We start from the raw sequence: 23608 nt of genomic DNA on the forward strand, positions 1-23608 counted from the left end.
AGATGTCAGAAAACTACAAACTTTATGGTGCACCGCTTTCCTTGTATACCGGAAAAGCGCGAGCGTACCTCAAATTTAAGCAGTTGCCTTATGAAGAAGTGTTCTCGTCCATAAAAGTTTATAAGAACATTATTGTACCTAATACTGGGGTGCGCTTTATTCCTGTTGTCGAAACGCCGAACAATGAGTTCATCCAAGACACTACGGTGATCATGGAAACATTGGAAGACCGACATCCTGAACGAACCATTACGCCTGACTCGGCACTTTTGAATCTGATCTCGGAAGTATTACAAATCTGGGGTGACGAGTGGCTTCTTATCCCGGCAATGCACTATCGGTGGAATCACGACAATTTCCCGTTTATTTACGAGGAATTTGGGCGGGTGGTCACGCCCAACATGCCGGCATTCGTCCGACGATTTGTCGGTAAGAAAATTGGAGCGAAATTTAAAGGTTTTGTACCGATGTTAGGGATCACCACAAAAACAATCCCAGCAATTGAAAACTGGTATGAGAATCATGTTCTAAAAGAGTTGGACGCACATTTCTCTGAACACGATTATTTACTCGGTGGCCGTCCTTGTGCCGGAGATTTTGGTCTGATAGGCCCTTTATATGCGCATTTATATCGGGATCCAGCCCCTGGCAAGTTGATGAAGCAAAAAGCGCCCAATGTGGCAAAGTGGGTGGAGCGAATGAACAATCCGCCCGATGACATTGGCCAGTGGCTCAATGTTGATGAATTGCCTGAGACCCTGATCCGATTGTTGCAGCGGATCTTCAGTGAGTTCTGGCCAGTGCTGATAAGCACGGTCGAGAAGACACAACTATGGATTTCAAGCCACCCGCAGGAACGTGAAGTGCCCAGAACTATAGGGCAACACACATACCGAATCGGTGATGTGTCGGAGCAACGGGCAATTCTTACGTTCCATCAATGGAAGTTTCAAAGAGTGCAGGAAGCGTTTCAGGCGCTAACTGAGCACGAGCAATCCGCGCTGGCAGATCTAATGAAGCAGCATTTTCAATTACGTATAGAAAGTGTTGATATCGACAATAATGTGGTGCGGGAAAATAATAAACTTGTTGTAAAAGGGCGATAAAATCGCCCTTAATTGCGCTTTACTCACCTAACTGATGTTTTAACTCGCTAAAGGCTTGCTTCAGTTCGCTAAGCTCAGACTCGAGTGCCTCGACTCGCTGGTTCAACGACAAATGATTTGACGGGGCATTCCCCTGAGTTTCATTTGCCGCAGGCATATCGTCTGATGGTGCACATAGATCAGGTTCGCCTGAAAACAGGTGCATATAGCGTGATTCTCTTTTTCCCGGCTCCCTTGGTAGTTTTGTGACCAGACATTCTGCGTTCAAATCCTGCATGTAATTCAGAACCTGTTCCACCTCTTCGACATTGTCAAATTCAGCCAAACGGTTGGTGCGAGTTCGCAGCTCTCCGGGCGTTTGTGGTCCACGCAAGAATAATACACAGACAATAGCTAATTGCTGGCGTGTGAGCTTTAGGTCGCCAAATTCGGTATTGCAAAAGCGGTGTTGATACTTCACTACACGACTACCGAAACCTGTGTGTTCATTGATTTGTTTTTGCGCCTTGAGCTCATCCAAGCCAGCTTGCACGTCACTCTCGCTCAAATTCATCACCGGCTCACGGTTACTCTTTTGGTTACAGCCAAGGGTTAGTCCATTCAGAGACAGCGGATATTGGTCCGGTGTGGTGATTTCTTTTTCAAGCAACACACCAATGATCCGGCACTGGAGAGGGGTTAGTTGAACAAGCATATAGGCTCCTAACGGGTTATCTGACAAAAACGGCTACGGTTAGCCCCGGGACAGTAAAACTGTTGGTAGATGTCACAACATTTTTCATATGTGGATCTTGACTACGTTTTAAAACAGGATGCAAAGTAAATTTTCCAGCATCGCTAAAATCGAACGTCTGAGTTTCAATATTGTTGTTAAAAATGACAATCATTTGTTCAATATTGGGGTCCAAATCCCTTGAATAAGGGTCGTCTATGCTCATGACGATTAAGCCCAAAGTCTGTTCCGGACCGGTATTTAAAAATTTTGTCCGACGAATAATTTGATCGGCGGTTTGCAAGCTAAATAACGGTGTTGAGCTTCTGATTGCTAGTAGTTCCCTAAAGCGCTCGAATGCAAATTCGATATGTTGAGCGTTGACGTTGTCACGCCCTTCGTTTTGACTGAGAATTTTGCCGATTACGTCCCAATTGGCCTGGTCTTTGTCCGCAGGCGGCAAACCAACATTGTAATTGTTGGACTGTTTAGAAAAGTCGACTTTATTAAACCAGTCGCCAAAATCATAGCTGTCTCGCAGGAAAGACTTGGAACGTAATAATTCGCTTCCCATGTGAATAAAAGGGATCCCTTGTGCCAGCATCGGGTAGGCCAAGGATAAGATTTGCATGCGTACACGCTGACCTGTGCTGAGTTCGCTGGCGATGCGGTACTGGTTGTTGTCCCAAAGTGTTTGGTTATCGTGTTTAGAGACATAGTTAACCGTGTCTGCTGGGTCTAGGGCGTAACCTGTTGGTGCGCCACCGTAATCAATGTCTCTGCCAAATACGTTTTCGCCTTGGGCATTTTCAATTGGGAAGATGGCTAAATTACCTGCTAAGCCAATTCTGGCTTGGTCCAGGGACAATAGATATTCCTGCATCATTTGCTCACGGTTCTGCGCGTTGTGCAATTCGTTGGGTGCTGTAACTAGGCCGTTACCTAGCCCCTGACCAACGCGAATATCATTACCAGAAACAAAAGATGAACCCCCTCGTATGGCATCACGCAAACGGTCAGTGAAAGTGCCGATTTCCGTGCCGGCTAATTCGCTCTGAGTGGCCTGCACAAACTGTGCATTGTTTGCCACTTCGCCAAAATTCCAACCTTCTCCATAAAAATACGTATCGGGATCGACTTTTTGCACTTCAGCACGAGCTTCTAGCATGAGATCTTTGGGTTGATGCCCCATCAAATCAAAGCGGAAACCGTCAATCTTGTAATCTCTTGACCAAACAATCAGGGAATCAAGCATGAGTTTAGCCATCATGCGGTGTTCACTGGCAGTGTTGTCACAACAGGTGGATTGTTCGATTGCTCCTGTGACGGGGTTTAACCTGTGATAGTAGCCAGGCACCACTTTGTCCAACACGGATTTTGGGTGTAGACCCGCAGCGAAAGTATGGTTGTACACAACATCCATTATGACTCTGAAGCCCAATTGGTGTAAGCGCAGTACCATTTGTCTGAATTCAACCAATCTGCTTAACCCTTCAGGGTTTAATGCATAGCTCCCTTCTGGCACCGTGTAGTGATAGGGGTCGTAGCCCCAGTTGTAGGGGTCAAGTGCGCGTATCTGTTCAATCACCGCTTGTGCTTTAGCAGTGCTTGGTTCGAAACTAGATAATACGTTCTCAAGTGACTGGCTTGCGTCGTGCCCAGCGGTACACAAAGATAACTGACTGTAGCGCTGGCAAATGCTCGCGATGCTGTCAGTCAATTTAATCAGATTCGCTGGCAACTCATCGACCGTAGTGATGTCGTAGGTCGGCAGCAGATGCACAGTATTTAACCCAGCTTCGCGAAGGGCTTTTAGGTGATTAATGGAATCGCTGTGCGCTTGGCTAAACGCCGCGTATTTGCCAGCTTGGGAGGGATCTGACAAGGTTTTGTCAGAGGCGCTGAAATCACGAATGTGTGTTTCATACAAAATAAGTTGTTCAGGCGAATCTAGGGTCGCAACCATTTGTTCATCCCAGCCTTTTGGTTTGGTACTTTGATGCGATAAATCAACGACCTGAGAATACAAACTGTTGGTGGATAGACTCAAGGAATACGGGTCGGTAACCCATACTTTTTCGTTCTGCAAAGTTTGAGGATGGTAAACACTCATTTGATATCGATAATAAGTGCCTTGTGGGGCTCTAACCGAAAGACCACGCCAAATCCCAGTGTTTTTGTCTTCTGTTAATGAAACCTGACCTCCTTCAATGGGCTGTTTATTGGAGTCATAGAGTTTGATTTCAACGCGAGTAGCAGTGGGCGCCCAGATTGAAAATTGCGTTGCGCTTGAGTTTATCAGCGCGCCGTAATGTTGATATTCGTCCGCATCGTTTGCACCCTGAGTGTATAGCTGGTCTAACACTTTTGCTGTCTGCACATAAGAGATATGTGACGCTGATTTTCTACGTTTTTGCGGATCAACAACATCCACTAGTGCCATTTGCTGTTTTAACAGGTTTTTAAGCTGAGAGTCGGGAAGGTCGACCTGATAGGTAAAAAATTGAGTCAAATGAGGATGTTTGACGGACAACCATGCTGGAGTATCGATAGCGACTAAAGGAATCAACAGTTCCCCTTGTCCTTTTTCATCAATAGAGGCTTTTGCAGAGACGAACAAGTAAGGGGCTGCCATGTTCTTTTGACTGACAATGAGATCTTTGGTCAAAAAATGGGCTGCGCTATCAACCTTTGCCGAGGAAACTTCGAGGTTTATCGTCGGCGTAGCATCTTTTGCCTTATTAGCAGCGCTACCTTTGCCACCTGAACTGGCTTGGCAAGCGCCAAGAAGCATCAAAAATATTATAATGACAGGTAAGGTCACTTTTGTTGAGGAAAGCATATGTGTATTAATCCCTAATAAAAATTGAAAATTAAGTGGCATCGCAAAACTAAGATGACACTGCGCTGACATAAACCCAAACTGCTTGTCCGTCTTCTGTTTTTGCTTGAACGCGTTTGTAGTCATCCACTTCATAGCGATCTGCATTGGCAAGCTCTTCATCATTTATGAGAACAATTGCGCCATCGACCTTGTCTTCACTGTTGTCTGTGCGGGTAATGATCGGATGAAAGCGCTCTCCGCTGCTGGCAAGCACTTCAGGATCGGTTATCTCGACCTGATCCAACCGATAGCCGATCAACCGCTGTGGTTGCGTTGATAATGTACGACCGAATGTGTCAAGTTGCACTTGCTCAAACTGCAAGGTGCCGTAGGTAAAAAGTTTGTTGTTCATAAATAACCGTTCTTGGGCTAGTGCGTGATTAATGCACCGTCAAAACAATTGCATATCTTTTTGGCGCCTCTGGCTTTAATACCAAGTCTATTGTCGCATGAATCAGCGAAAAAGAACTCGGATGAGACAGGCATTGTGAACACCAAAATGCAAAAAAAGTGATAAATTTTATACACTTGGCGTTTTTATCTGCTAACCTTATTTTTGCAATGTGTCACGGACGTAACACTACACAACAAATACATGTACATTGGAATATCTATACTTCTGTTTGACCAGTTCGTTTTGGAAAGTTTCAGTTAGTCACATGCGTCGTAATTTCGTTCTACACAGCTTAACCAGCGTGCATGCGCTGAAATTTTTAAAATATAGGAATCACTATGTCTAAAACTACTGGAACTGTTAAATGGTTCAACCCAGAAAAAGGCTTTGGCTTTATTACTCCTGATGGCGGCGGAGCAGATGTGTTTGTTCACTTTCGTGCGATCGCAATCGATGGTTACAAAACTCTAAACGAAGGGCAGCAAGTATCCTTCGAAATTGAGCAAGGCCAAAAAGGACCGCAAGCCGCAAACGTTACGATTTAGTTTGTCGTTTCGAATTTTCGAATACGAAAACCACAAATTATCAACGTCATCCCGGCGCGTAAAAAACAACGTCATCCCGTTGTGCAATAAATCAACGTCGTCCCGGTATGTAAAAATCAACGTCATCCCGGCACGCTCTTGAGCCGGGATCTTCTAAACCTTTCGCAATGCCCGAACAGATCACCGATAAAAGCGCTCGGGGAAGACGTATTTGATGTAACGGGGAAGGCGTATTTGATGTAACGGGGAAGACGTGTTTTTAAAATCGGGGTAAGATTTGGCGTTTAAAGATCAATAACCATTAGGGTTCTGCGACTGCCAGTGCCACGAATCCTTACACATATCCGCCAAGGTCTTAGTCGCTTTCCAACCCAATTCGGCCTCAGCCAACGTTGGATCAGCATAACAAGCGGCGATATCACCGCTGCGTCGCGGAACGATTTTGTATGGTACTGCCTGACCACTTTGTTTTTCAAACTCTTTGACCATTTCCAACACGCTGTAGCCTTGGCCAGTACCCAAGTTATAGGTCACTAACCCGCAATTGCTTGCTAATTTTTCAAGAGCCTTTAGATGGCCATTGGCTAGGTCTTCAACATGAATATAGTCTCTAACTCCTGTTCCGTCAGCAGTGTCGTAATCATCGCCAAATACTGATAAACATTCACGTTTGCCGGTAGCGACTTGGGTGATAAAAGGCATCAGGTTATTTGGAATGCCGTTAGGATTCTCGCCAATACGACCAGATGGGTGCGCACCGACAGGATTGAAATACCTTAATAGTGCGATGTTCCAACGATTGTCAGATTGATATAAGTCTTTCAAAACCAGCTCTACCATTAACTTAGACTGCCCATAGGGGTTTGTTGGTTGCCCTGTGGGAAGGTTTTCATGGAGTGGTAGGGTAGTCGGGTCACCGTAAACAGTGGCGGATGAACTAAATACCAGTGATCTGATTTCATGTTTTGCCATAACTTCGCACAATACCAGCGTGCCATATACGTTGTTACGATAATAAGTTAAAGGCATTTCCACCGATTCGCCGACAGCTTTAAGCCCAGCAAAATGAATTACAGATTTGATTTGGTGTTCGGTAAAAAGCTTGTTGAGTATGTCTGCGTCTTGAATGTCACCTTCTACAAAAGTGACTGATCTGCCTGTGATTTCTTCAACACGTTTAATGGATTCGGCAGATGAATTGCATAAGTTGTCGAGTACAACGACTTTAGTGTTGGCCTCTAAAAGTTGCAGCACAGTATGGCTGCCAATGTAGCCGGCTCCGCCGGTAACTAAAATCGCTGGCATATTAATCATTTCCTTTAGATTCAGATGGGTCACTTAAATATTTAGCGCACATGCTGTACTGAAACGGTTTGAGTAAAAAAGGATAAGCCAAAATGAACAACCCTGCCCATACTAACGCGGACCAATCCTCTGCAGAACGCAAAATAAACACAAACACAGGCACTATTATTAAAAGTTTACATATATTCAGAAGTAATTTTTCTGGGGCTGTCAGCTTGTTTTCAGCAGCTCTGAGCTTATCCATGCGCTCTGCCATGGCAAGGCCCTGTAATTGCGGGATCTGACGGGTAGAAAAATATAACTTCACAGTTTCAACCTCTAAAAGAGTGTTAGTCAATAAATGGGCGCATTATACCCATTTAAAAAGAAAACGCCCTGATTCGAAGTTAAAATTTCGAACAGGGCGTAGTTTACAATTTCTACAATTAATTAATAGTGTTATTTATACTATTAATTAAATGGTTCTAATCTAACACAATCAAGCTTTAGCAGTTTCCACGTTTTCCTCGGCTAACAATTCCCATTTTTTTGTCTTGAGTGTAAACAGAGCAACTACAACACCAACAGCAATGGTTACCAATGCGATATGCAAGAAAAGTTCGGGCATTTGATTTACATTGTTGGGGTCAAATCTACCAGCAAGTAGGCCGGCAACAACATTTCCTATTGAATAAGTTAAAACAAATACGCCCATCATTTGTCCTGCGAAACGCTTAGGTGAAAGTTTACTCACAGCACTCAATGCTACTGGACTCAGGCATAGTTCACCTACCGTATGGAGGAAATACGTTGCTACCAACCAATATGGTGCAACTTTCAACCCTGTCGCGGCAAGTTGTGCTGCGAAAAACATCACGATAAACCCGGTTGCCATAATGACCAGACCCAGTGCGCATTTAATGCCATATGATGGAGTGATCATTTTTTTAGCTAGGTTAATCCACAGTGCAGCAATGAAAGGGGAGAGAATAATAATAAAAAGAGAATTTGATAGCTGAAACCAAATTGTTGGAATCTCATCAAACACATAGCCAATTATTGGAATTGTGACAGGGTCGACAACCCGGTCGGTGAAGTCTTGTGCGAAAAGATTTAAAGATGACCCCGCCTGTTCAAAGCCCGCCCAAAAACAAGCCGAGGCTACGCAAACCAAAAATAAAGCAGCTAAGCTTTTCTTTTCGTTTGCGTTTAGATTTCCGAGATAAAATATTCCAGCAAAATATGCGATGAAAATGACAGTGATAATGACAGCTGCTGACTCTGCTACGGAAACAGGATTGATGACTAGTAGTCCCATAATTGAAGATACAGTAATGACAGATAGGCCTATTAAAAAGGCTAAAATGATCATCCAGCTTGTACTGCGCATTTTTGGGGATAATTCATGTGTAGGTTTTGCGCCTGCTTCGCCTAATCTGTGCTGCGTAATTTTAAAAACTACTAAGCCTAGCGCCATACCAATCGCTGCGAGTCCAAATGCACCGTGCCAATATCCTTCTTCTTTCAGAGGGCCAACCGATAAATAAGCAATGAAAGAACCGATATTTATTCCCATGTAATATAGGGTATATCCTGCATCTCTTCGTTTATCTTTCTCATCGTAAAGCTGCCCAACCAAAGCTCCGATATTTGGTTTTAACAAACCAGTTCCTAGAACTACTAAAATTAGACCTACAAAAAAAGTGTTATCGTTGGGTATGGCCAATACAATGTGCCCTGCTAGTATTACCAGTCCACCGTACCAAACCGTTTTTTGGCAACCGAGTAATCTATCCGCAATCCAACCACCTGGTAAACCCATAAGATAGACCGCACCAGTATATAATCCGTAGATCGCCGTCGCACTTGCAACAGTTATCAACAACCCACCCTCTTGGATACTAGCCGTCATATAGAGTACGAGCAATGCACGCATACCGTAATAACTAAATCTTTCCCACATTTCAGTGAAAAAAAGTGTAAGTAAGCCACCAGGGTGACCAAAAAAATCTGGAATTTTAGAATTCATTTATTGCTGCCTTTAGGTGAGCGTTGACAAACCTCTATAGACTAAAAGTTTGCTACCTAATACTCATATTATCGTTGTTATAATTTTACCCAACGCATACGTCGGATGATTGAGAGAGTTGTTTATACTAAAGGCCAAGCAACAAAACAACCAAGAAAGATTTTGAAAAGAAAATCGAAGTATAAATTTTAGTTTACTAAATCCCGAGAAAATGAATATTACAAATATGACAACTTTATTGCGCGGTGCATTGTTATGGTGCAAAATCACGTGCAAAAATGGCGCATACTAAAGTGCAAAAGCGCCCTATTATTGGTCGTCATCTATTGCTTTTGAAAATACCGTCGCATTCTTGCGACGGTGTATTGTGCGAATATTAGACTAAACTTTTCGTTTGTAATTAACAGATTAGTTACATTTCGGTTAAAATTTGTAACACGATAATGCTGGTATTAAGTGACACTTTATTGGTAAGATCCCAAAGTCGACGTAGCGTTAGCGCCGTTAATAAAGACAAAGGTGTATGGATTAAGTCTTTTACTTTGTCAAAAACTAGAATGTTGCCTCAGCGAAGCAAGGAACACGTGCTAACGAATGACATTTAATAAAATAAGGCTTAAATATTGCTTTGGTTCATAAAAAAGAAAAAGCGATGGATTGACAAGGGACACTGTATTATATGTTAGCCCACTTGGAATTTGTTCCACTATTTACTGCATTTTTTGTTGCGGTAATCCTATTAGTTGTGATGACACCGTTTGCACACCAGCTCGGTTTAGTTGATCATCCTTCTGCCCGTAAACACCACAACGGACGCGTCCCTTTAACTGGGGGGGTAGCTATTTTTGGAGCAGTACTCATTACCAGTGTACTCACCGATGTGTGGTTCAAGAATGGTTCGTTATTTTTTACTGCTTCATTTTTTATCGTTCTGCTTGGAATGCTAGATGACAAATTTGATTTAAGCGCCAAGGGGCGATTGATGTGTCAATTTGGCGTCGCAGCAATTATGGCGTGGGCAGCTCAAAACTACATTACTTCTCTTGGTGATATCTTTGGCTTTGGTGCAACAGACTTCGGTTTGTTTGGCTATTTCTTTACTTTGATATGCGTTGTGGGTGTTATTAACGCCTTCAACATGATAGACGGTATTGACGGCCTTGCAGGTGGAATGAGTCTAATTGTGTTACTAGCCGTCGTGTTTTTATTATTGGTTTCTAACAACGGCGAAGCAATCATGGCCCCAATGATGGTGGTTTCTGCTATCGTCCCATTCTTAGCGTTTAACCTCAGCTGGAAAGGATTCAAAGGTAATAAGATTTTCATGGGCGACAGTGGTAGTATGTTCGTTGGGCTAACAATCGTTTGGTTGATGGTTGATTTTACCCAAGGGGCAGAAGCAGCAATGCGTCCTATTACAGCGGTGTGGATCATTGGTTTACCACTAATGGACATGGCCGCCATCATGTACCGTCGAGCTAGAAAAGGTCAGTCAGTGCTTAAGCCCGACCGTCAGCACTTACATAATATCTTCATGCGCGCAGGCCTGTCTTCGCGTCGTTCATTGGCTGCTATTCTTCTGATGGGCTGTGGCTATGCCGCGATAGGTATTCTAGGAGAGCTTTACGAGGTTTCTGAAACAATCATGTTTTGGGGCTTTATGATTTCACTAGTTGTGTACAGCCTGGTTATTCAGAATATCTGGACAATTTTGCGTATCGTGCGGAACATCAGAAAAACATCGTAGTCGAACACTTCGTTGTAATCAAACAAGGACGGCGCCGTAGACTTTGCAAATACGTCGCTTATCTGTAATATCTATTCATTTGTAGTGTGACCATATAACTTCATGAAAAATTTACTTACTTTTTGCGCTGCAATTCTTGCATTGCAAGGATGCTCGAGTATCGATCAGCCAGTCGCTCAACGAGCGTTGGTGGAGCACGAATATGTCGACCCTGCTCAGCCAGTTGATTCTGCTCTGGCAACAGCATTGATTAATGCTCCTGTTGGCAAAGTAATGATTGTTAGAGGGGAGCAAGTTCTTTTTGGAAAAACATTTTTTTCTGCCTCTGGTTTAACTTGCAGAACCGCATCATCAAATGAAAATAGTGAACGTATTTATTGCCAGCGGGGACTTCAAGATTGGTTTCAGGTAAATCGAGTTATCTCTGAATATCAAGCTGCTGAGGAGTTAGAAGCAAAATAATGCGCCAGATGATTAAACTTCTTACTTTATTTATCATAATGTTTGGGCACGCCACTAGTGCGGTAGCGCAACAAACGATTACAGAAGAACAATTGCGACAGGCGCAACAAGCAGGTCAAAGTGACCGAGTTGACCTATCACAATATATCCAATCTGGTGGCAATAGTACCGGACGCAACCAGCCAATTAATTTGCCCACATCATCAGGACCTATGCCAGCTGGAGAGGAAGGTATGCCGCCTCCGTATGGAGCAAATTTGTTTGATGGGGGTTACGAATCAGAACGTAGTGACGGTTTAAACAGCAGCTACCTTGTTGCACCCGGGGACAAAATCTCCATCCAGATGTGGGGTACAGTTAACCGCGCAGAAGTCGTAACAGTTGATAACCAAGGCAATATTTTTATTCCCGATGTTGGTCCCATTACAGTAAAGGATGTACCTGCAAATCGAATTAACTCCGTTGTCACCCAAAACATTAAAACTGTTTACACCAACAACGTTAGAATTTACGTCAATTTACTCACAGCTACTCCTGTTAGCGTGTTTGTTGCAGGTCCAGTCGTACGACCAGGGCAATATGCTGGGTTAGCATCTGACTCGGTTTTATTTTTCCTGAAGCGTGCGGGTGGTATAGATCCTTATCGTGGAAGCTATCGAAATATTACGGTATTGCGAAACAACGAAATTGTACTTGATTATGATCTGTACAAGTTTCTTAAAGACGGTCGATTACCGGCATTTTCTTTTAAAGATGAAGATGTAATTTTGGTAGGCGAGCAAGGTGCTATGGTGACGGTAGAAGGCGCAGCTCGTTACCCATTTAGATTCGAGCTTACCGAAGATAATAGCACTGGTGAGTCTTTGGTGTTCTATTCCCGACCGCTGTCTAAGACTAGCCATGTGGCGGTAACCGGAAGTCGACCAGAAGGCCCTATTTCTGTCTATCTACCCATTAACGATTTTGATGCTTTTTCAATGGCTGATGGCGATAAAGTGCTGTTTAACGATGACATAAGACCTCAAGTAATTAGTGTGCAACTCTCCGGAAGTTACATAGGGCCTTCGTTTTACACGGTAGAAAAAGATACTCGTCTACTTGATTTGCTGAATCATATAGAAATCGATCCAGCGCAAGCCAATTACGGTTCTATTTATATTAAGCGAGAGAGTGTTGCCGAACAGCAAAAAGAACTAATAAACGAATCACTTAATCGTTTGGAACGTAGCATTTTCACCGCGCCTGCCAGCAGTGATGGGGAAGCGCGAATTCGCGCTCAAGAAGCACAATTAGTATCGCAATTTGTGGCAAGAGCCAGACAAATCGAACCACTTGGAAAAGTAATTGTTTCCGAAAATGGCAAGGTAGCAAATATTCGTCTTGAACAAGGTGACGAGATAGTAATCCCCGCGCAAACAGATTTGATTCAAGTGTCAGGTGAAGTTCTGATGCCTCAGGCCATCGTGTATAACCCTGAAGCAACTATTGAAGATTACGTTGCCTGGGCTGGTGGGTTTAGTGAACGCGCCGACGATGACCGCATCGCCATTTTACATGCCAACGGTTTAACCTCGTTTGTTGAATCTGGCGGTGGACACTGGTACCGCGAAAGAGATGGAAAATCTTTGCAAGCTGGGGACCAAATACTAGTCCTACCTAAAGTTGATACTAAGTTTATGCAAACGATCAAAGATGTTACCCAAATCATCTATCAGATAGCTATTGCTGCAAATGTCGCATCTGATTAGTAGAGCTAAATAGTCCTTATGACAACAGTTATAAAGCGTAACAAATGGGAAATCTGGCGAGATGTCATTTTTGCATTGTTTGCTCGTGAAATTCGCACTGGGTTTAATGATAAATTTGGTTTGAGTTGGGCTGTTATTAGTCCCGTAGTATTTATATTCATACTGTCTTTCATTCGAGGAAGAATAGGAGGAGCGGACATTCACACAATCCCAGCATTTACTTTTATGGCACTGGGTATAGTATTCATCCAGTCATTTTTACAAACTCTGGGAGCTGCCGCGGGAGCAATAGGCAAGAATAAGTCGCTTTACGCGTTTAGGCAGGTTCAACCCATAAGTGCAGTTGTCGCTTCAGGGCTTTTTCAATTCCTTGTAAAGTTGTTCGTAATATTTGGCATCATAGTTTTGATGTACTTCCTAGGTATGGAAGTGACTATCTCGAACCCACTTCTTTTCATTTATTGTTACGCGGTGCTTTGGTTGTTTGCTATGTTGAGTGGTCTTGCATTCGGCATTTCTGAATTGTTTATACCTGAAATTAAAAAAATCAGAGATTTGATGACTAGACCTTTGTTTTTCATTTCCGGCGTGTTTTTCTCCCTCCAAGATTTTCCAAAAGACTATTGGTACCTACTAGACTGGAATCCCATATTACATGCAATCGAGTTAGCCAGATTTTCTGTTTATTCTACTTATGGTAGTGGTGGTGTTAGTTTAAATTACTTAACAGGCGTCACGCTTGTTACGTTTACACTATCCCTTTGTGTTTACCACATTTCATGGAAGCAGGCGATAAGCAGATGATTAAGTTGGAAAAACTAACGAAATATTACCCTTCAAGAATTGGTAATCAATATATATTTAAAAATGTCAGTTTTGAAATTCCATCGGGGCACAATATTGGTATTTTGGGTTCTAATGGGGCTGGAAAATCCACCCTATTTAGGCTCCTTGCTGGGAGTGAATATCCCAATAGTGGGGAAATAAAAACTGATTTAAGCCTTTCTTGGCCAGTGGCACTCTCAACTGGAATTCATCCTCATATGACAGGAAGGGAAAACACGCGTTTTATAGGCAAAATTAATGGCGTTAAAGACTTGAATAAGTATGAACAGAGGGTCATCGAATTTGCTGAATTAGGCCAGAAGTTCGATCTACCGGTTCGAAACTACTCCAGTGGAATGAAGCCAAGATTGGCCTTTGCATGCTCTATATCTATTGATTTTGATGTTTATTTGATCGACGAGGTAACTTCGGTTGGTGATGCTAAGTTTCGAAGAAAAGCAAAGAGTGCATTGTTGGAGAAAAGTACAAATGCAAACGTCATAATGGTCAGTCATGAAATGAATGAGATTCGTCAGTTCTGTGATTCTGTCATAGTACTTCATAATGGAGAGCTAACATTTTACAATGATCTCGAATCGGGGATCGAAACTTATCAGGCATTATAGTCAATGAGCATGTATGCGCAGAAAGAGTTAGAGAAGAGACTGCTAGAATTTAAACGATCCATAGCTGATAGTGAATGGTCGAATGAAGTTTATTTGAAACAAAAGATAGAATCTTTTGAAGAAAAAGATGTTGAACTGGCTTTTCGGATAATGCAAAGAGTGAAAGTGCTCAACCCATCTGACGAAAATCAACGGAAATTGCAACAACTTGGAGCAAAGGCTTTAGAGAGTAATCCAGATCTAAAATCGATCTCTACGGTCGAAAAAGTTAAAAAGCTATCTTCTAAGTCCGTGGTTAATAAGTTGTCTTTGAGTGAATCACTTCTCAAGTTGAAGGGTAGGTTAGGTCTGATAAAAAGACCTTTTTACTTGTTTGTTTTGCTTCCATTTTTAATTTTAACCGTTTATTTCGTATTGATTGCGAGCCCAAGATACGAGAGTCAAACCAAGTTCATTGTTAAAGAGCCTGATGGTCTTGCCACTTTGGACCCTGCAATGGCGGTTTTGTCAGGCTTTGGTGTTCAGTCATCAAATTTAGATACTGAGCTCGTGCAAGCGTTTATAAACTCCAACGATATGATGAATTATTTGGAAGAGAGAATTGGATTTCGCACACACTTTAGCGACTCTGACCAAGATTTCTTTAGCAGATTAAGCAGCAATGCAAGTATCGAGAGTCAATTCGCTTATTTTCTCAAGAGGATTGAGGTTGAAATCGACCAAGATTCTCAAATTATAAGCGTATTTGCGCAGGGGTTTGACCCCGTCTTCGCAAAAAAGATGACTGAAGCGATTTTGGAAAGAGCTGAGTGGTATATCAATGAAATAGGCCATCTCCTAGCTAAGGAACAAATGGCTTTTGTCATGGGAGAACACGAACTAGTTGAGAAGAAACTTCAGGGTGCTAAATCGCGACTATTGGATTTTCAAAGGCAACATGCCATTTTAGATCCAGAAGCAGAAGGCTTAGCACGTCAACAGATTACTTACCAGTTGGAAGGGAGCATTGCAGCAAAGAGAGCAGAAGTAAACTCAATGTTAAGCTCTATGAGCAATACCGCGCCTGCAGTGGTTCAAGCGGTATCTCAGTTGAATGGTCTAATAGAACAACTAAAAGCAGAGAGAGCTAAATTAGCGAACAGCGATTCTCTAGAAAACAACTTAAATCAACTAAGTATAGGTGAAATTCTAGCGAAATTTAGTGATTACAAAATTGATTTAGAACTAGCTTTACAAGCTTATGCCGCTTCACAGGTTTCAATTGAAAAGTCCAGAATAGAAGCGTATAGGCAATTAAAATATCTAGTTGTTGTGGAGAGCCCCACAACTCCTGAAAACGATAAGTATCCAGACATATTTTATAACTTAAGTCTAGCATTTGCGCTGTTACTGATGCTATTTGGGATTGGGAAGATTATAATTGCGACTGTCGAAGAGCTAAGATAAAAATAGGTAAGCTCTACCGACTATAAGCCTAATAACGAAATAAGTATAAATATAGTGATTTAAAAAGTTTATATAGCAGGTGATGATATGAGAAAAGGAATAGTTTTAGCCGGAGGCTCGGGCACGCGTCTTCACCCATTGACTTCAGTCGTAAGCAAACAACTAATGCCTATTTATGACAAACCAATGATTTACTATCCTGTGGCTACGTTGATGCTTGCAGGTATCAGAGATATTTTAATAATATCTACTCCGCTCGAGTTACCACGTTTCAGGTCATTATTAGGAGATGGAGATAGGTGGGGGGTCAACTTTGAATATGCGGAGCAACCTTCTCCAGAAGGTCTAGCTCAGGCCTTCCTTATTGGTGAGGATTTTATAGGTGACAGTCCTTGCACATTGATACTAGGAGATAACATCTATTATGGACATGACTTACAGTCTTCCTTAAATAATGCAGCGCTAAACTGTTCCGGAGCTACGGTATTTGGCTATCACGTTAACGACCCAGAGCGCTACGGTGTGGTTGAATTTGATCGCGAATGGAATGCTATATCTATTGAAGAAAAACCGTCACTGCCCAAATCTCAATACGCTGTTACTGGCTTATACTTTTATGACAATTCTGTTATTGATTTAGCCAAGCAAATAAAACCGTCCCCTAGAGGGGAGCTGGAAATTACGGATTTAAATAACTTATATTTAGGCACTAATAAGCTTAAAGTGGAGTTGATGGGCAGAGGATCGGCTTGGTTGGATACCGGTACGATTGATAGTCTACTTGAGGCTTCCAACTTTATTGCAGCAATTGAAAAAAGACAAGGTCTAAAGATATGTTGCCCAGAGGAAATTGCCTATAGAAAGGGTTTTATTGACAAGGAAGAATTGGAGAATCTTGCTGAACCACTTGTTAAAAGTGGTTATGGTCAGTACTTAATAAAGGTAGCAAGAGAAACAGTTAAATGAGAGTTACCGAGACCAAAATAAAAGATGTGAAAATTATTGAGCCAGTTGTATTTACTGATGATCGCGGTTTTTTTATGGAATCGTACCGAGAAGATTGGTTCCGCGAAAATGTCGCAAATGTCACTTTTGTTCAAGATAACCATAGTAAATCTAGCCGAGGTATTTTGCGCGGATTACACTATCAACGAAAGCAGGCTCAAGGTAAGTTGGTTCGCGTGATAAAAGGTGAAATTTTCGATGTTGTAGTTGACCTTCGTAAGGGATCTTTGACTTACGGGAAGTGGTTGGGGTTCAAAATATCAGCTGAAAACAAAAATCAACTTTGGGTACCAGAGGGGTTCGCACATGGGTTCTTAGTCACATCTGATATAGCTGAAGTCTGCTATCGTTGCACCAACTATTACGATCCTGAGTCGGAAGTATCAATTGCTTACGATGAACCTTCTCTAAGTATTGAGTGGCCAGAATTGGGCGATACGCCAATTTTTTTGTCTGATAAAGATAAGAATGGCTGCTCTTTGTCTAATGCTCCTCATTTTATCTCGTAGATATGAAAACTGTCGTTATAGGAAAATCAGGGCAACTTGCTAAGGCCTTTCGAATATTAAACCCCGATTATATATTCCTAGGAAGAGCAGATGTAAACGTATTCTGTAGAAATAGTATTGACTCTACTCTTAAAAGTCTCAATGTGAGAAATATTATTAATTCGTCGGCATACACTCTAGTTGACAAAGCAGAAAAGGAAATAGAGCAAGCCTATGCACTTAACTTTTTAGCAGTGCGAAACCTGGCGGAATTTGCAGCATTAAATAAAATTGGTCTGGTACACATTTCAAGTGACTATGTATTTCGAGGAGACTCGGTAAAACCTATAAAAGCGTACGAACGGCATCAACCAATTAATGTGTATGGATTGAGTAAGTCTGCTGGTGAAAATGCAGTTTTTAGATATCCGAATGAACGCGCATGCGTCATAAGAACAAGTTGGCTGTATTCCAATATGAGTACTAACTTTGTCACTAAGATGCTAGCTTTAATGAAAACTCAGCAAACCTTAAAAGTTGTTGAAGATCAAGTTGGAACTCCTACATCAGTTTGGTCTCTTGCAAGAGCTTGTAATATTGCTTTATGTAAGAATCTTAATGGGAAAACTAATTTTACTGATGCAGGCCATTGTTCTTGGTATGAATTTGCACTTAAAATTCGCGAGTTTGGAATCAAGTATAATATTCTCGGAAATGCTGCTGAGATTGAGCCAATACTATCAAATAAATTTAATTCACTCGCGAAAAGACCAAAGTACAGCGTTTTGGACAAGTCCGAAATTGAGAATAAATTTGGGGTGGTACCCAGGCATTGGAAAGAAGAATTGGAAATAGTCATTAAAAAATTAACAAAAGAAGATAAAGAATTATGAGCAAAAACTCAGCTACTTTGATCACTGGTGGAGCAGGATTTATAGGTACCAACTTTGTGCATTATTGGATGCAAAAAGAATCAATTAAAAAAGTTGTCGTATTAGATAGCCTAACATACGCTGGAAATCGAAAAAATCTTGCAGCACATGAGTCTGATCCAAAATTTAGTTTTGTCCACGGTGATATTTGCGATACAGAACTCGTTGAAAAGTTATTGGAAGAACATGAGATTTCAACAATTATACATTTTGCAGCAGAGTCACATGTTGATCGCTCGATTACGGGTCCAGACGCTTTTATAGAAACCAACATTTTGGGAACATATAGTCTTCTTAAAGCTGCAAAAAAAGTTTGGATAGACAATCCAAAAATTAAAGGTAAGGAGCCTTTGGAACATAGATTTCATCATGTAAGTACGGATGAGGTATATGGTACTCTTGAGCCCAATGATCCAGCATTTTCTGAGGATCATGCTTATGCTCCAAACTCACCCTACTCTGCTAGTAAGGCCGCTAGCGACCACTTGGTTCGTTCTTACTACCATACTTTTGGTCTTCAAGTTACAACTAGCAACTGCTCTAATAATTATGGTCCATATCACTATCCAGAAAAATTAATACCTTTGGTTATTACTAATATATTAAACGATAAGCCACTTCCCATATACGGTGACGGGCAGCAAATTAGAGATTGGCTTTTTGTTACCGATCATGCGCGAGGAATAGAATTGGTATTAGAAAAGGGAAAAGTGGGAGAAAACTACAATATTGGTGGACATAATGAGTGGAGCAATCTGGATATAGTAAAGTTGATATGTGATTTGACAGATAAGGCTTTCTTGGGTAATGAGCAGCTAAAGGAAAAGTTTCCAAACGCTAAGGCTGCAATAGCTCAAAAATCAAATAGCCTAATCAAATTTGTGGATGATCGAGCAGGGCATGACAGAAGATATGCTATAGACGCAACTAAATCTTTTAACGAGTTAGGTTATCAACCGAAAGAAACATTTATTTCTGGATTGACAAAGACTTTGAGCTGGTGTCTTGCTAATGATGGCTGGCATTTGCAGCGTTAGTTTGAAATAAGCATATGAAAATAATAAGTAGCATAATTCAACAACCTCTTTGCGAAGAGTTTACTAATCTGCTCGACATTTTCGAAAAGAAGAATGTGAGTAATCGAAATTTCGTATTGCTCAAAGAACCTCTGAGTACTAAAGAAGTTTTAGAAATTGTGTTAGCCGGGAATGCAGAGTTGATGTTGGGTTATGAACAAATAGAGTTCTTTCTCTACAACGGACTTAAAAGAGGTCAAGAAGCAGAATCTCTAGAACAAGAATGGATTTCGAGTATGGAGTCTTTGCTCGAACTAAAAAACAAGTTTCCCGAAAACATAAAGGTTTTTAATACGTCATTCGTCTTAGCCTCCCCAAGTAAGTTTTTTTCTGAAATCGAATGTGAAATTCAAGAATTACAGACAAGAAACCTTTGTAAGCCAGCCGACAGTTTGTTTTTGTTTAGTCTAATAAGAACGTTAAATCATGAAGAAATAAAAACAATTCTAAATTATTTAGAGGACTTAGATTCTGATATAAATCATCTTTTGAAAATAGAAATTGATGGTAGAGCTTTGACATCTGGACCTAGTGTGGCGATAGAAAATGAGCATCAATTTCAACCATGTGGCTTTCATAAAGATGTTAACTTGCAAGATGCACGAGAAACTCTTGAACCATTAAATATCGCGGTTTTACAAATACAAAGTATTCAAGAAGAATTGGAGAGTAAGCATAGTGAATATCTAAAACTTGAAAATGAAGTTAAAAAACTCAAGAGTGAACTTTCTTTGAACTTAAAAGCCAATAGTGTTTTAAAGACGACTCAGGAAGGACTTGAAATAGAGTTAAAATCTTTGCGAGCCTTAAATGATGCCACGCAGACAAAGCTTTTTGAACGTGAACGTGAAATAACTTCACTTAACACTAATATAACTGAAGATAGAAAAAAATTTAAATCTACAGTAAGTAAACATCAATCCATAATTGATGAGCTAAAAATCCACCTCGTAAAGCAAAGTAAAGAGTTGGAAATTTCGAAATATTATGAAATTAAAAATCGTCGGGAGTTGTTATCAATTGAAAAGACTTTTCTCCATAAATACTTTTATGCACGCAAGAAAATAAGTAACAAACTAAACAAGAACGTATACTCTGAGGATGATGAGAAGCTTTTGTTACATTCTGACCTTTTTGATTTAATGTGGTATTTGAATAGATATCCTGACGTAAAGCACTCAGGGGTAAACCCTGTTAAACACTACCTTGTAAGCGGCGTTACTGAAAAAAGACTACCTAGTTTATATTTCGACACTTTTTGGTACTTGGAAAAAAACAAAGATGTAAAAGAATCGGGAATAAATCCCCTGTTGCATTACATCAAATATGGTTTTGAAGAGGGAAGAGAAATTAGAGGAGTTAAAGGTGGCAACCGGAAAATTTGACTTTTTTTGTGACAATGCGCCTAAGTTAGTTTTTAGATTAAAATGAAACGACTAAACGTGGACAAAATGATTGGGAGAGCGCAACAGAAACTGGCTGAGGAGCTTCAAAGACATTTCAACAAGGCTAAGAATTTTGATTCAGGTGCGAACTATTCCTTGTTGTACTTGGCCCTTCAGACTGCGCGAATAGATTGCGATCTTCTAGAGCGAGTTTTTGTATGCCTATCGAATGACGATCTCAGAAAAATTCTTAGAAGAAAAAATTCAAGTGATGATGGAAGCATCTTAGAACAAGACCGTTTTTGGGCCCTCAGTTTAGCTTTTGATGCTACGATAGAGAATGAAGCTGCAGACGTTTTATTAATAAGTGCGTTGAGAGCGTACGATAGAATTGGAACAGAACGTTTATTACTTAAAGTCTTAATTATATATCTTACTCTGAGAATGAAACCAAAATTGTCATTTGAAACCTCGGAGTTTCTTACAGATTTGGTTTTCCGTTCAAGTCTAAATCCAGATTACATTTTAGAGTGCACTGAGGGGGAGACAAACTTAGTTTCATTGCAAGTTGGAATTATTTGCGCTGAAATTGGTCTGGCCAATTTGTTGCATGAGGATGCAAGTTTCACGTTCTCCATACTACACAAAATTGGGGATAATAGCGTCTCTGAAGTAACGAGCTCATTCGACTCAAGCTTTGAATCTTTTGATATTGCAATATATTTCGATTTCTCATGTACTAAAGAAGTTCAGTTTATTTTAGCTGAGTTGAAACTGCTCGATTTACAGAACGTTTCAATTGTTTTGTTGGATAACTCTTGCTCTAAAGTTAACAGTCCCCAAAGTAAAACTTTAAAGAAATATATAGATGAAAGGACGGTAAAGGTTCGCACTATCGGAGAGCCATTCAAGACTGAATCGACTATTTACTATGCGAATTCAAACACTCAGTTGTTTTCCATTTCTACTCTATCTGATAGCTTTAAAAGGCTCATCTTTTTAAGAGATTGCTGTTATTCAAAAAATCTGCTGAAGTCTTTCGCGTCTAGGTTTTGTGGAAAAGAACTAAACGTTTATATCTCGTTTATTTCCGAGGAGGTTCGTTGGATTGAGCCGATTGAAGACAGAGTCATATACAAATTGTCTTGTGGGGCAGAACACGTTAGTTCAAAACTAAAATTCTTCTTAAATTTACTTACCTCTCTTCCTAGTGAAAAAGGTTCAATAGTGTTTGGTCTACTGAGTAATTTGGCCGACCTTGAAAGCGTTAATAGAACGGTTTCCATTTCAAAGTACTGTTTGGCAGCCTATATCTGCAGCGGATTAGATTCAAATGGTGAATTTTTTCTAAGATATAGTAGAGCTTTCGTAAGATATGTATCGAAAAACGTTTCACATGAAGTAATTAATACCATTATGTCATTTGAAAGGTCGGAAATTAATGAGCTCCAAAAATCATTCTTGTTTTTTTTATTTTCCAAGAAATTTGGCGAAGACTACTACTTGACATTCCTTAGTGAAAAAATAATAGATACATCGACTGAGGAATTCTCAGAAGTTTACACTATGTTTGATCCTGTCAATAGGGTTGGGCTTAGTTCTGCTGGTTTAAAGTTTTGCGCTGACAAACCTCTATTGAAAGTTATTTTTAGCAAGCTTGACAAACTCAGAATCGCAAGTGTGACAAGGAAAAAGGTATCTCCCCAACATTCCAACAGCATAGTTGTGGTTTTAGCTCGACTTTTTCCTGACAATATTAATGTTGGATCAAATTCACACTACAATATTCTGAAAATTTATTGTAATTTAATCAATGTATATAACGAAAAGCTTTGTGAAAAGGACCGATTGAGTCTAAAGGTTATCTTTACAGGAGAGAAAGACTTTCGTACGCCATTTCTGGTTCGAACTCAAGGTCGAACATGCAATAGAAATAATAATTTCGAATTCATGATTGGAGATGGAATAATTAAAGACCAAAGCTCCTTTTTCGACTTTTCCTCCAAGCCTGGCTTATCGAAAGCAAAAAGGGTTGAATCGGCCTGTAAATTAATAGATGAACTCAAGCCTTTGTCTACACTGTTTCTTGGAGGCACATACGATAGTAAGATAACAAGAAGCAAGGTCTACGAACACCATCCTGTAGCGTTCATACCTACTACTGGGAGTGTGGACAATGCTTATGGTAAACCTGACATACATGTCGATGTCGTTAGAGCAGTCAATGAATACCATAAACACTTGTTAATTGAGTTTGGTATTCCAGAAAACGCCGTAATTCATTTTTCTAAACCAATGTTCGAAGAAAATGAACTCCCATTGTTTGACTGGAATTGGTCTAAATATTGGGATCCTAATCAAAATTATTTTTCTATTGTCACACCTTTGGTCGGGGGTCGAATAAGTCGATGGCTACTGGGCTTGACAGAATTTGAGAGTAAACAATTCATTAAATTATTTGACAATAATAAATATTTGAAATGGGTGTTTGTGGGAGAGAGAGAATCTACTTTTTCGAAAGTGCTTGAAATGAAACCAGAACTTAAAAAGTTGTTGGACAATAAATCTATTATTCGAATTGATTACACCGATAATCTTGGAGGGTTAATCGAAAATTCAAACTTGGTCTTTATACCTACACTAGGAGGGGCGACAACTGTGGCTGCAGCCACATCAGTCGGCACGCCTTCTCTTGTCGATTATCGATCCGATTCGACTACAGTAGTTCCAACGTTGGGACACTTTCATAGTTTTGAAGAAGGTTTTGATTTGATTAACGAAATTAGTATCAATGATAGTATCGGTAAGCGAATCGTTGAAGAGTCAAAGACTCTATTGAGTAAAAGACGAGACCTAAACAATATAGCTGAAAGTTTTGTCTCCTTTCTGCAGGAAGCTCGAAGCAAAAATTAAA

General features: G+C 40.6%; 20 protein-coding genes. 14 read left to right on the forward strand and 6 right to left on the reverse strand.

All coding sequences use genetic code 11. The annotated features are described in order from the left end of the window. The first annotated feature begins 2 nt into the window (after positions 1 to 2). Complete coding sequence (locus FM019_RS12765; protein ID WP_143836327.1) at positions 3 to 1106, forward strand: glutathione S-transferase family protein; 1104 nt, start codon at positions 3 to 5, stop codon at positions 1104 to 1106. 19 nt (positions 1107 to 1125) lie between these two features. Here FM019_RS12765 and FM019_RS12770 read toward each other — a convergent pair whose 3' ends face one another. The 3 genes from FM019_RS12770 to FM019_RS12780 are packed head-to-tail and all read right to left on the reverse strand — an operon-like array spanning position 1126 to position 5054. Then, positions 1126 to 1800 carry a YceH family protein gene (locus FM019_RS12770; protein WP_143836328.1) on the reverse strand — a complete coding sequence of 225 codons (675 nt, stop codon included), beginning with the start codon at positions 1798 to 1800 and terminating at the stop codon, positions 1126 to 1128. A gap of 16 nt (positions 1801 to 1816) precedes the next feature. Then, complete coding sequence (pulA, locus tag FM019_RS12775; protein WP_185969281.1) at positions 1817 to 4660, reverse strand: pullulanase-type alpha-1,6-glucosidase; 2844 nt, start codon at positions 4658 to 4660, stop codon at positions 1817 to 1819. 49 nt (positions 4661 to 4709) lie between these two features. After that, entirely contained in the window at positions 4710 to 5054 is a 345-nt protein-coding gene (locus FM019_RS12780) for a gamma-glutamylcyclotransferase family protein (RefSeq protein WP_143836330.1), read from the reverse strand. 380 nt (positions 5055 to 5434) lie between these two features. Here FM019_RS12780 and FM019_RS12785 point away from each other — a divergent pair, with 380 nt between their 5' ends. Continuing rightward, positions 5435 to 5641 carry a cold-shock protein gene (locus tag FM019_RS12785; protein WP_143836331.1) on the forward strand — a complete coding sequence of 69 codons (207 nt, stop codon included), beginning with the start codon at positions 5435 to 5437 and terminating at the stop codon, positions 5639 to 5641. A gap of 291 nt (positions 5642 to 5932) precedes the next feature. Here FM019_RS12785 and galE read toward each other — a convergent pair whose 3' ends face one another. The 3 genes from galE to FM019_RS12800 form a co-directional block, all read right to left on the reverse strand. Continuing rightward, entirely contained in the window at positions 5933 to 6946 is a 1014-nt protein-coding gene (gene galE, locus FM019_RS12790) for a UDP-glucose 4-epimerase GalE (protein ID WP_143836332.1), read from the reverse strand. A 1-nt stretch (position 6947) separates the two neighbouring features. Next, positions 6948 to 7253: a DUF6170 family protein gene (locus tag FM019_RS12795; RefSeq protein ID WP_143836333.1), complete on the reverse strand. Its 306-nt coding sequence runs from the start codon at positions 7251 to 7253 to the stop codon at positions 6948 to 6950. Between the two features lie 171 nt (positions 7254 to 7424). Beyond that, the gene (locus tag FM019_RS12800) at positions 7425 to 8954 is read right to left on the reverse strand and encodes a peptide MFS transporter (protein ID WP_143836334.1); all 1530 of its coding nucleotides are present in this window, start codon (positions 8952 to 8954) and stop codon (positions 7425 to 7427) included. Between the two features lie 679 nt (positions 8955 to 9633). On the opposite strand from FM019_RS12800, the gene wecA reads away from it, so the two are divergent. The 12 genes from wecA to FM019_RS12860 all read left to right on the forward strand — a co-directional run bounded on the left by wecA (position 9634) and on the right by FM019_RS12860 (position 23607). Continuing rightward, a complete protein-coding gene (gene wecA / locus FM019_RS12805) occupies positions 9634 to 10701 on the forward strand; it encodes a UDP-N-acetylglucosamine--undecaprenyl-phosphate N-acetylglucosaminephosphotransferase (RefSeq protein ID WP_143836335.1) in 1068 nt (355 codons plus the stop codon). A gap of 102 nt (positions 10702 to 10803) precedes the next feature. Continuing rightward, positions 10804 to 11163: a hypothetical protein gene (locus tag FM019_RS12810; RefSeq protein ID WP_143836336.1), complete on the forward strand. Its 360-nt coding sequence runs from the start codon at positions 10804 to 10806 to the stop codon at positions 11161 to 11163. After that, positions 11163 to 12911, forward strand: coding sequence for a polysaccharide biosynthesis/export family protein (locus FM019_RS12815; protein ID WP_221934379.1), 1749 nt, complete (start codon positions 11163 to 11165; stop codon positions 12909 to 12911). Before FM019_RS12810 ends, FM019_RS12815 begins: the two co-directional genes overlap by 1 nt. A gap of 18 nt (positions 12912 to 12929) precedes the next feature. After that, positions 12930 to 13715: an ABC transporter permease gene (locus FM019_RS12820; protein WP_143836337.1), complete on the forward strand. Its 786-nt coding sequence runs from the start codon at positions 12930 to 12932 to the stop codon at positions 13713 to 13715. Beyond that, positions 13712 to 14362, forward strand: a complete 651-nt coding sequence (locus FM019_RS12825; RefSeq protein WP_143836338.1) for an ABC transporter ATP-binding protein — start codon at positions 13712 to 13714, stop codon at positions 14360 to 14362. Before FM019_RS12820 ends, FM019_RS12825 begins: the two co-directional genes overlap by 4 nt. Positions 14363 to 14365: 3 nt before the next feature. Next, positions 14366 to 15808, forward strand: coding sequence for a lipopolysaccharide biosynthesis protein (locus tag FM019_RS12830; protein ID WP_143836339.1), 1443 nt, complete (start codon positions 14366 to 14368; stop codon positions 15806 to 15808). A gap of 87 nt (positions 15809 to 15895) precedes the next feature. Continuing rightward, on the forward strand, positions 15896 to 16774 hold the full coding sequence (gene rfbA / locus FM019_RS12835; protein WP_143836340.1) for a glucose-1-phosphate thymidylyltransferase RfbA: 879 nt from the start codon (positions 15896 to 15898) through the stop codon (positions 16772 to 16774). Then, positions 16771 to 17322, forward strand: a complete 552-nt coding sequence (gene rfbC / locus FM019_RS12840; RefSeq protein WP_143836341.1) for a dTDP-4-dehydrorhamnose 3,5-epimerase — start codon at positions 16771 to 16773, stop codon at positions 17320 to 17322. The genes rfbA and rfbC overlap by 4 nt, the downstream gene beginning before the upstream one ends. Before the next feature lie 2 nt (positions 17323 to 17324). Next, positions 17325 to 18194: a dTDP-4-dehydrorhamnose reductase gene (gene rfbD, locus FM019_RS12845; protein ID WP_143836342.1), complete on the forward strand. Its 870-nt coding sequence runs from the start codon at positions 17325 to 17327 to the stop codon at positions 18192 to 18194. Beyond that, entirely contained in the window at positions 18191 to 19270 is a 1080-nt protein-coding gene (gene rfbB / locus FM019_RS12850; protein WP_143836343.1) for a dTDP-glucose 4,6-dehydratase, read from the forward strand. The genes rfbD and rfbB overlap by 4 nt, the downstream gene beginning before the upstream one ends. Before the next feature lie 14 nt (positions 19271 to 19284). After that, positions 19285 to 20694: a hypothetical protein gene (locus FM019_RS12855; protein WP_221934380.1), complete on the forward strand. Its 1410-nt coding sequence runs from the start codon at positions 19285 to 19287 to the stop codon at positions 20692 to 20694. 57 nt (positions 20695 to 20751) lie between these two features. Beyond that, positions 20752 to 23607: a hypothetical protein gene (locus FM019_RS12860; RefSeq protein ID WP_143836345.1), complete on the forward strand. Its 2856-nt coding sequence runs from the start codon at positions 20752 to 20754 to the stop codon at positions 23605 to 23607. The last annotated feature ends 1 nt before the right edge of the window (position 23608 follow it).

Origin of the sequence: Aliiglaciecola sp. M165, from assembly GCF_007197995.1 — a bacterium.
Lineage (GTDB): Bacteria > Pseudomonadota > Gammaproteobacteria > Enterobacterales > Alteromonadaceae > Aliiglaciecola.

Coding starts and splice junctions, on each gene's coding strand:
- FM019_RS12815 (WP_221934379.1), top strand. CDS start 11,163: ATGCGCCAGATGATTAAACTTCTTACTTTATTTATCATAATGTTTGGG.
- FM019_RS12855 (WP_221934380.1), top strand. CDS start 19,285: ATGAAAATAATAAGTAGCATAATTCAACAACCTCTTTGCGAAGAGTTT.
- FM019_RS12800 (WP_143836334.1), bottom strand. CDS start 8,954: ATGAATTCTAAAATTCCAGATTTTTTTGGTCACCCTGGTGGCTTACTT.
- FM019_RS12830 (WP_143836339.1), top strand. CDS start 14,366: ATGAGCATGTATGCGCAGAAAGAGTTAGAGAAGAGACTGCTAGAATTT.
- FM019_RS12770 (WP_143836328.1), bottom strand. CDS start 1,800: ATGCTTGTTCAACTAACCCCTCTCCAGTGCCGGATCATTGGTGTGTTG.
- FM019_RS12825 (WP_143836338.1), top strand. CDS start 13,712: ATGATTAAGTTGGAAAAACTAACGAAATATTACCCTTCAAGAATTGGT.
- rfbB (WP_143836343.1), top strand. CDS start 18,191: ATGAGCAAAAACTCAGCTACTTTGATCACTGGTGGAGCAGGATTTATA.
- rfbA (WP_143836340.1), top strand. CDS start 15,896: ATGAGAAAAGGAATAGTTTTAGCCGGAGGCTCGGGCACGCGTCTTCAC.
- wecA (WP_143836335.1), top strand. CDS start 9,634: ATGTTAGCCCACTTGGAATTTGTTCCACTATTTACTGCATTTTTTGTT.
- rfbD (WP_143836342.1), top strand. CDS start 17,325: ATGAAAACTGTCGTTATAGGAAAATCAGGGCAACTTGCTAAGGCCTTT.
- rfbC (WP_143836341.1), top strand. CDS start 16,771: ATGAGAGTTACCGAGACCAAAATAAAAGATGTGAAAATTATTGAGCCA.
- galE (WP_143836332.1), bottom strand. CDS start 6,946: ATGCCAGCGATTTTAGTTACCGGCGGAGCCGGCTACATTGGCAGCCAT.
- FM019_RS12780 (WP_143836330.1), bottom strand. CDS start 5,054: ATGAACAACAAACTTTTTACCTACGGCACCTTGCAGTTTGAGCAAGTG.
- FM019_RS12810 (WP_143836336.1), top strand. CDS start 10,804: ATGAAAAATTTACTTACTTTTTGCGCTGCAATTCTTGCATTGCAAGGA.
- FM019_RS12785 (WP_143836331.1), top strand. CDS start 5,435: ATGTCTAAAACTACTGGAACTGTTAAATGGTTCAACCCAGAAAAAGGC.
- pulA (WP_185969281.1), bottom strand. CDS start 4,660: ATGCTTTCCTCAACAAAAGTGACCTTACCTGTCATTATAATATTTTTG.
- FM019_RS12820 (WP_143836337.1), top strand. CDS start 12,930: ATGACAACAGTTATAAAGCGTAACAAATGGGAAATCTGGCGAGATGTC.
- FM019_RS12765 (WP_143836327.1), top strand. CDS start 3: ATGTCAGAAAACTACAAACTTTATGGTGCACCGCTTTCCTTGTATACC.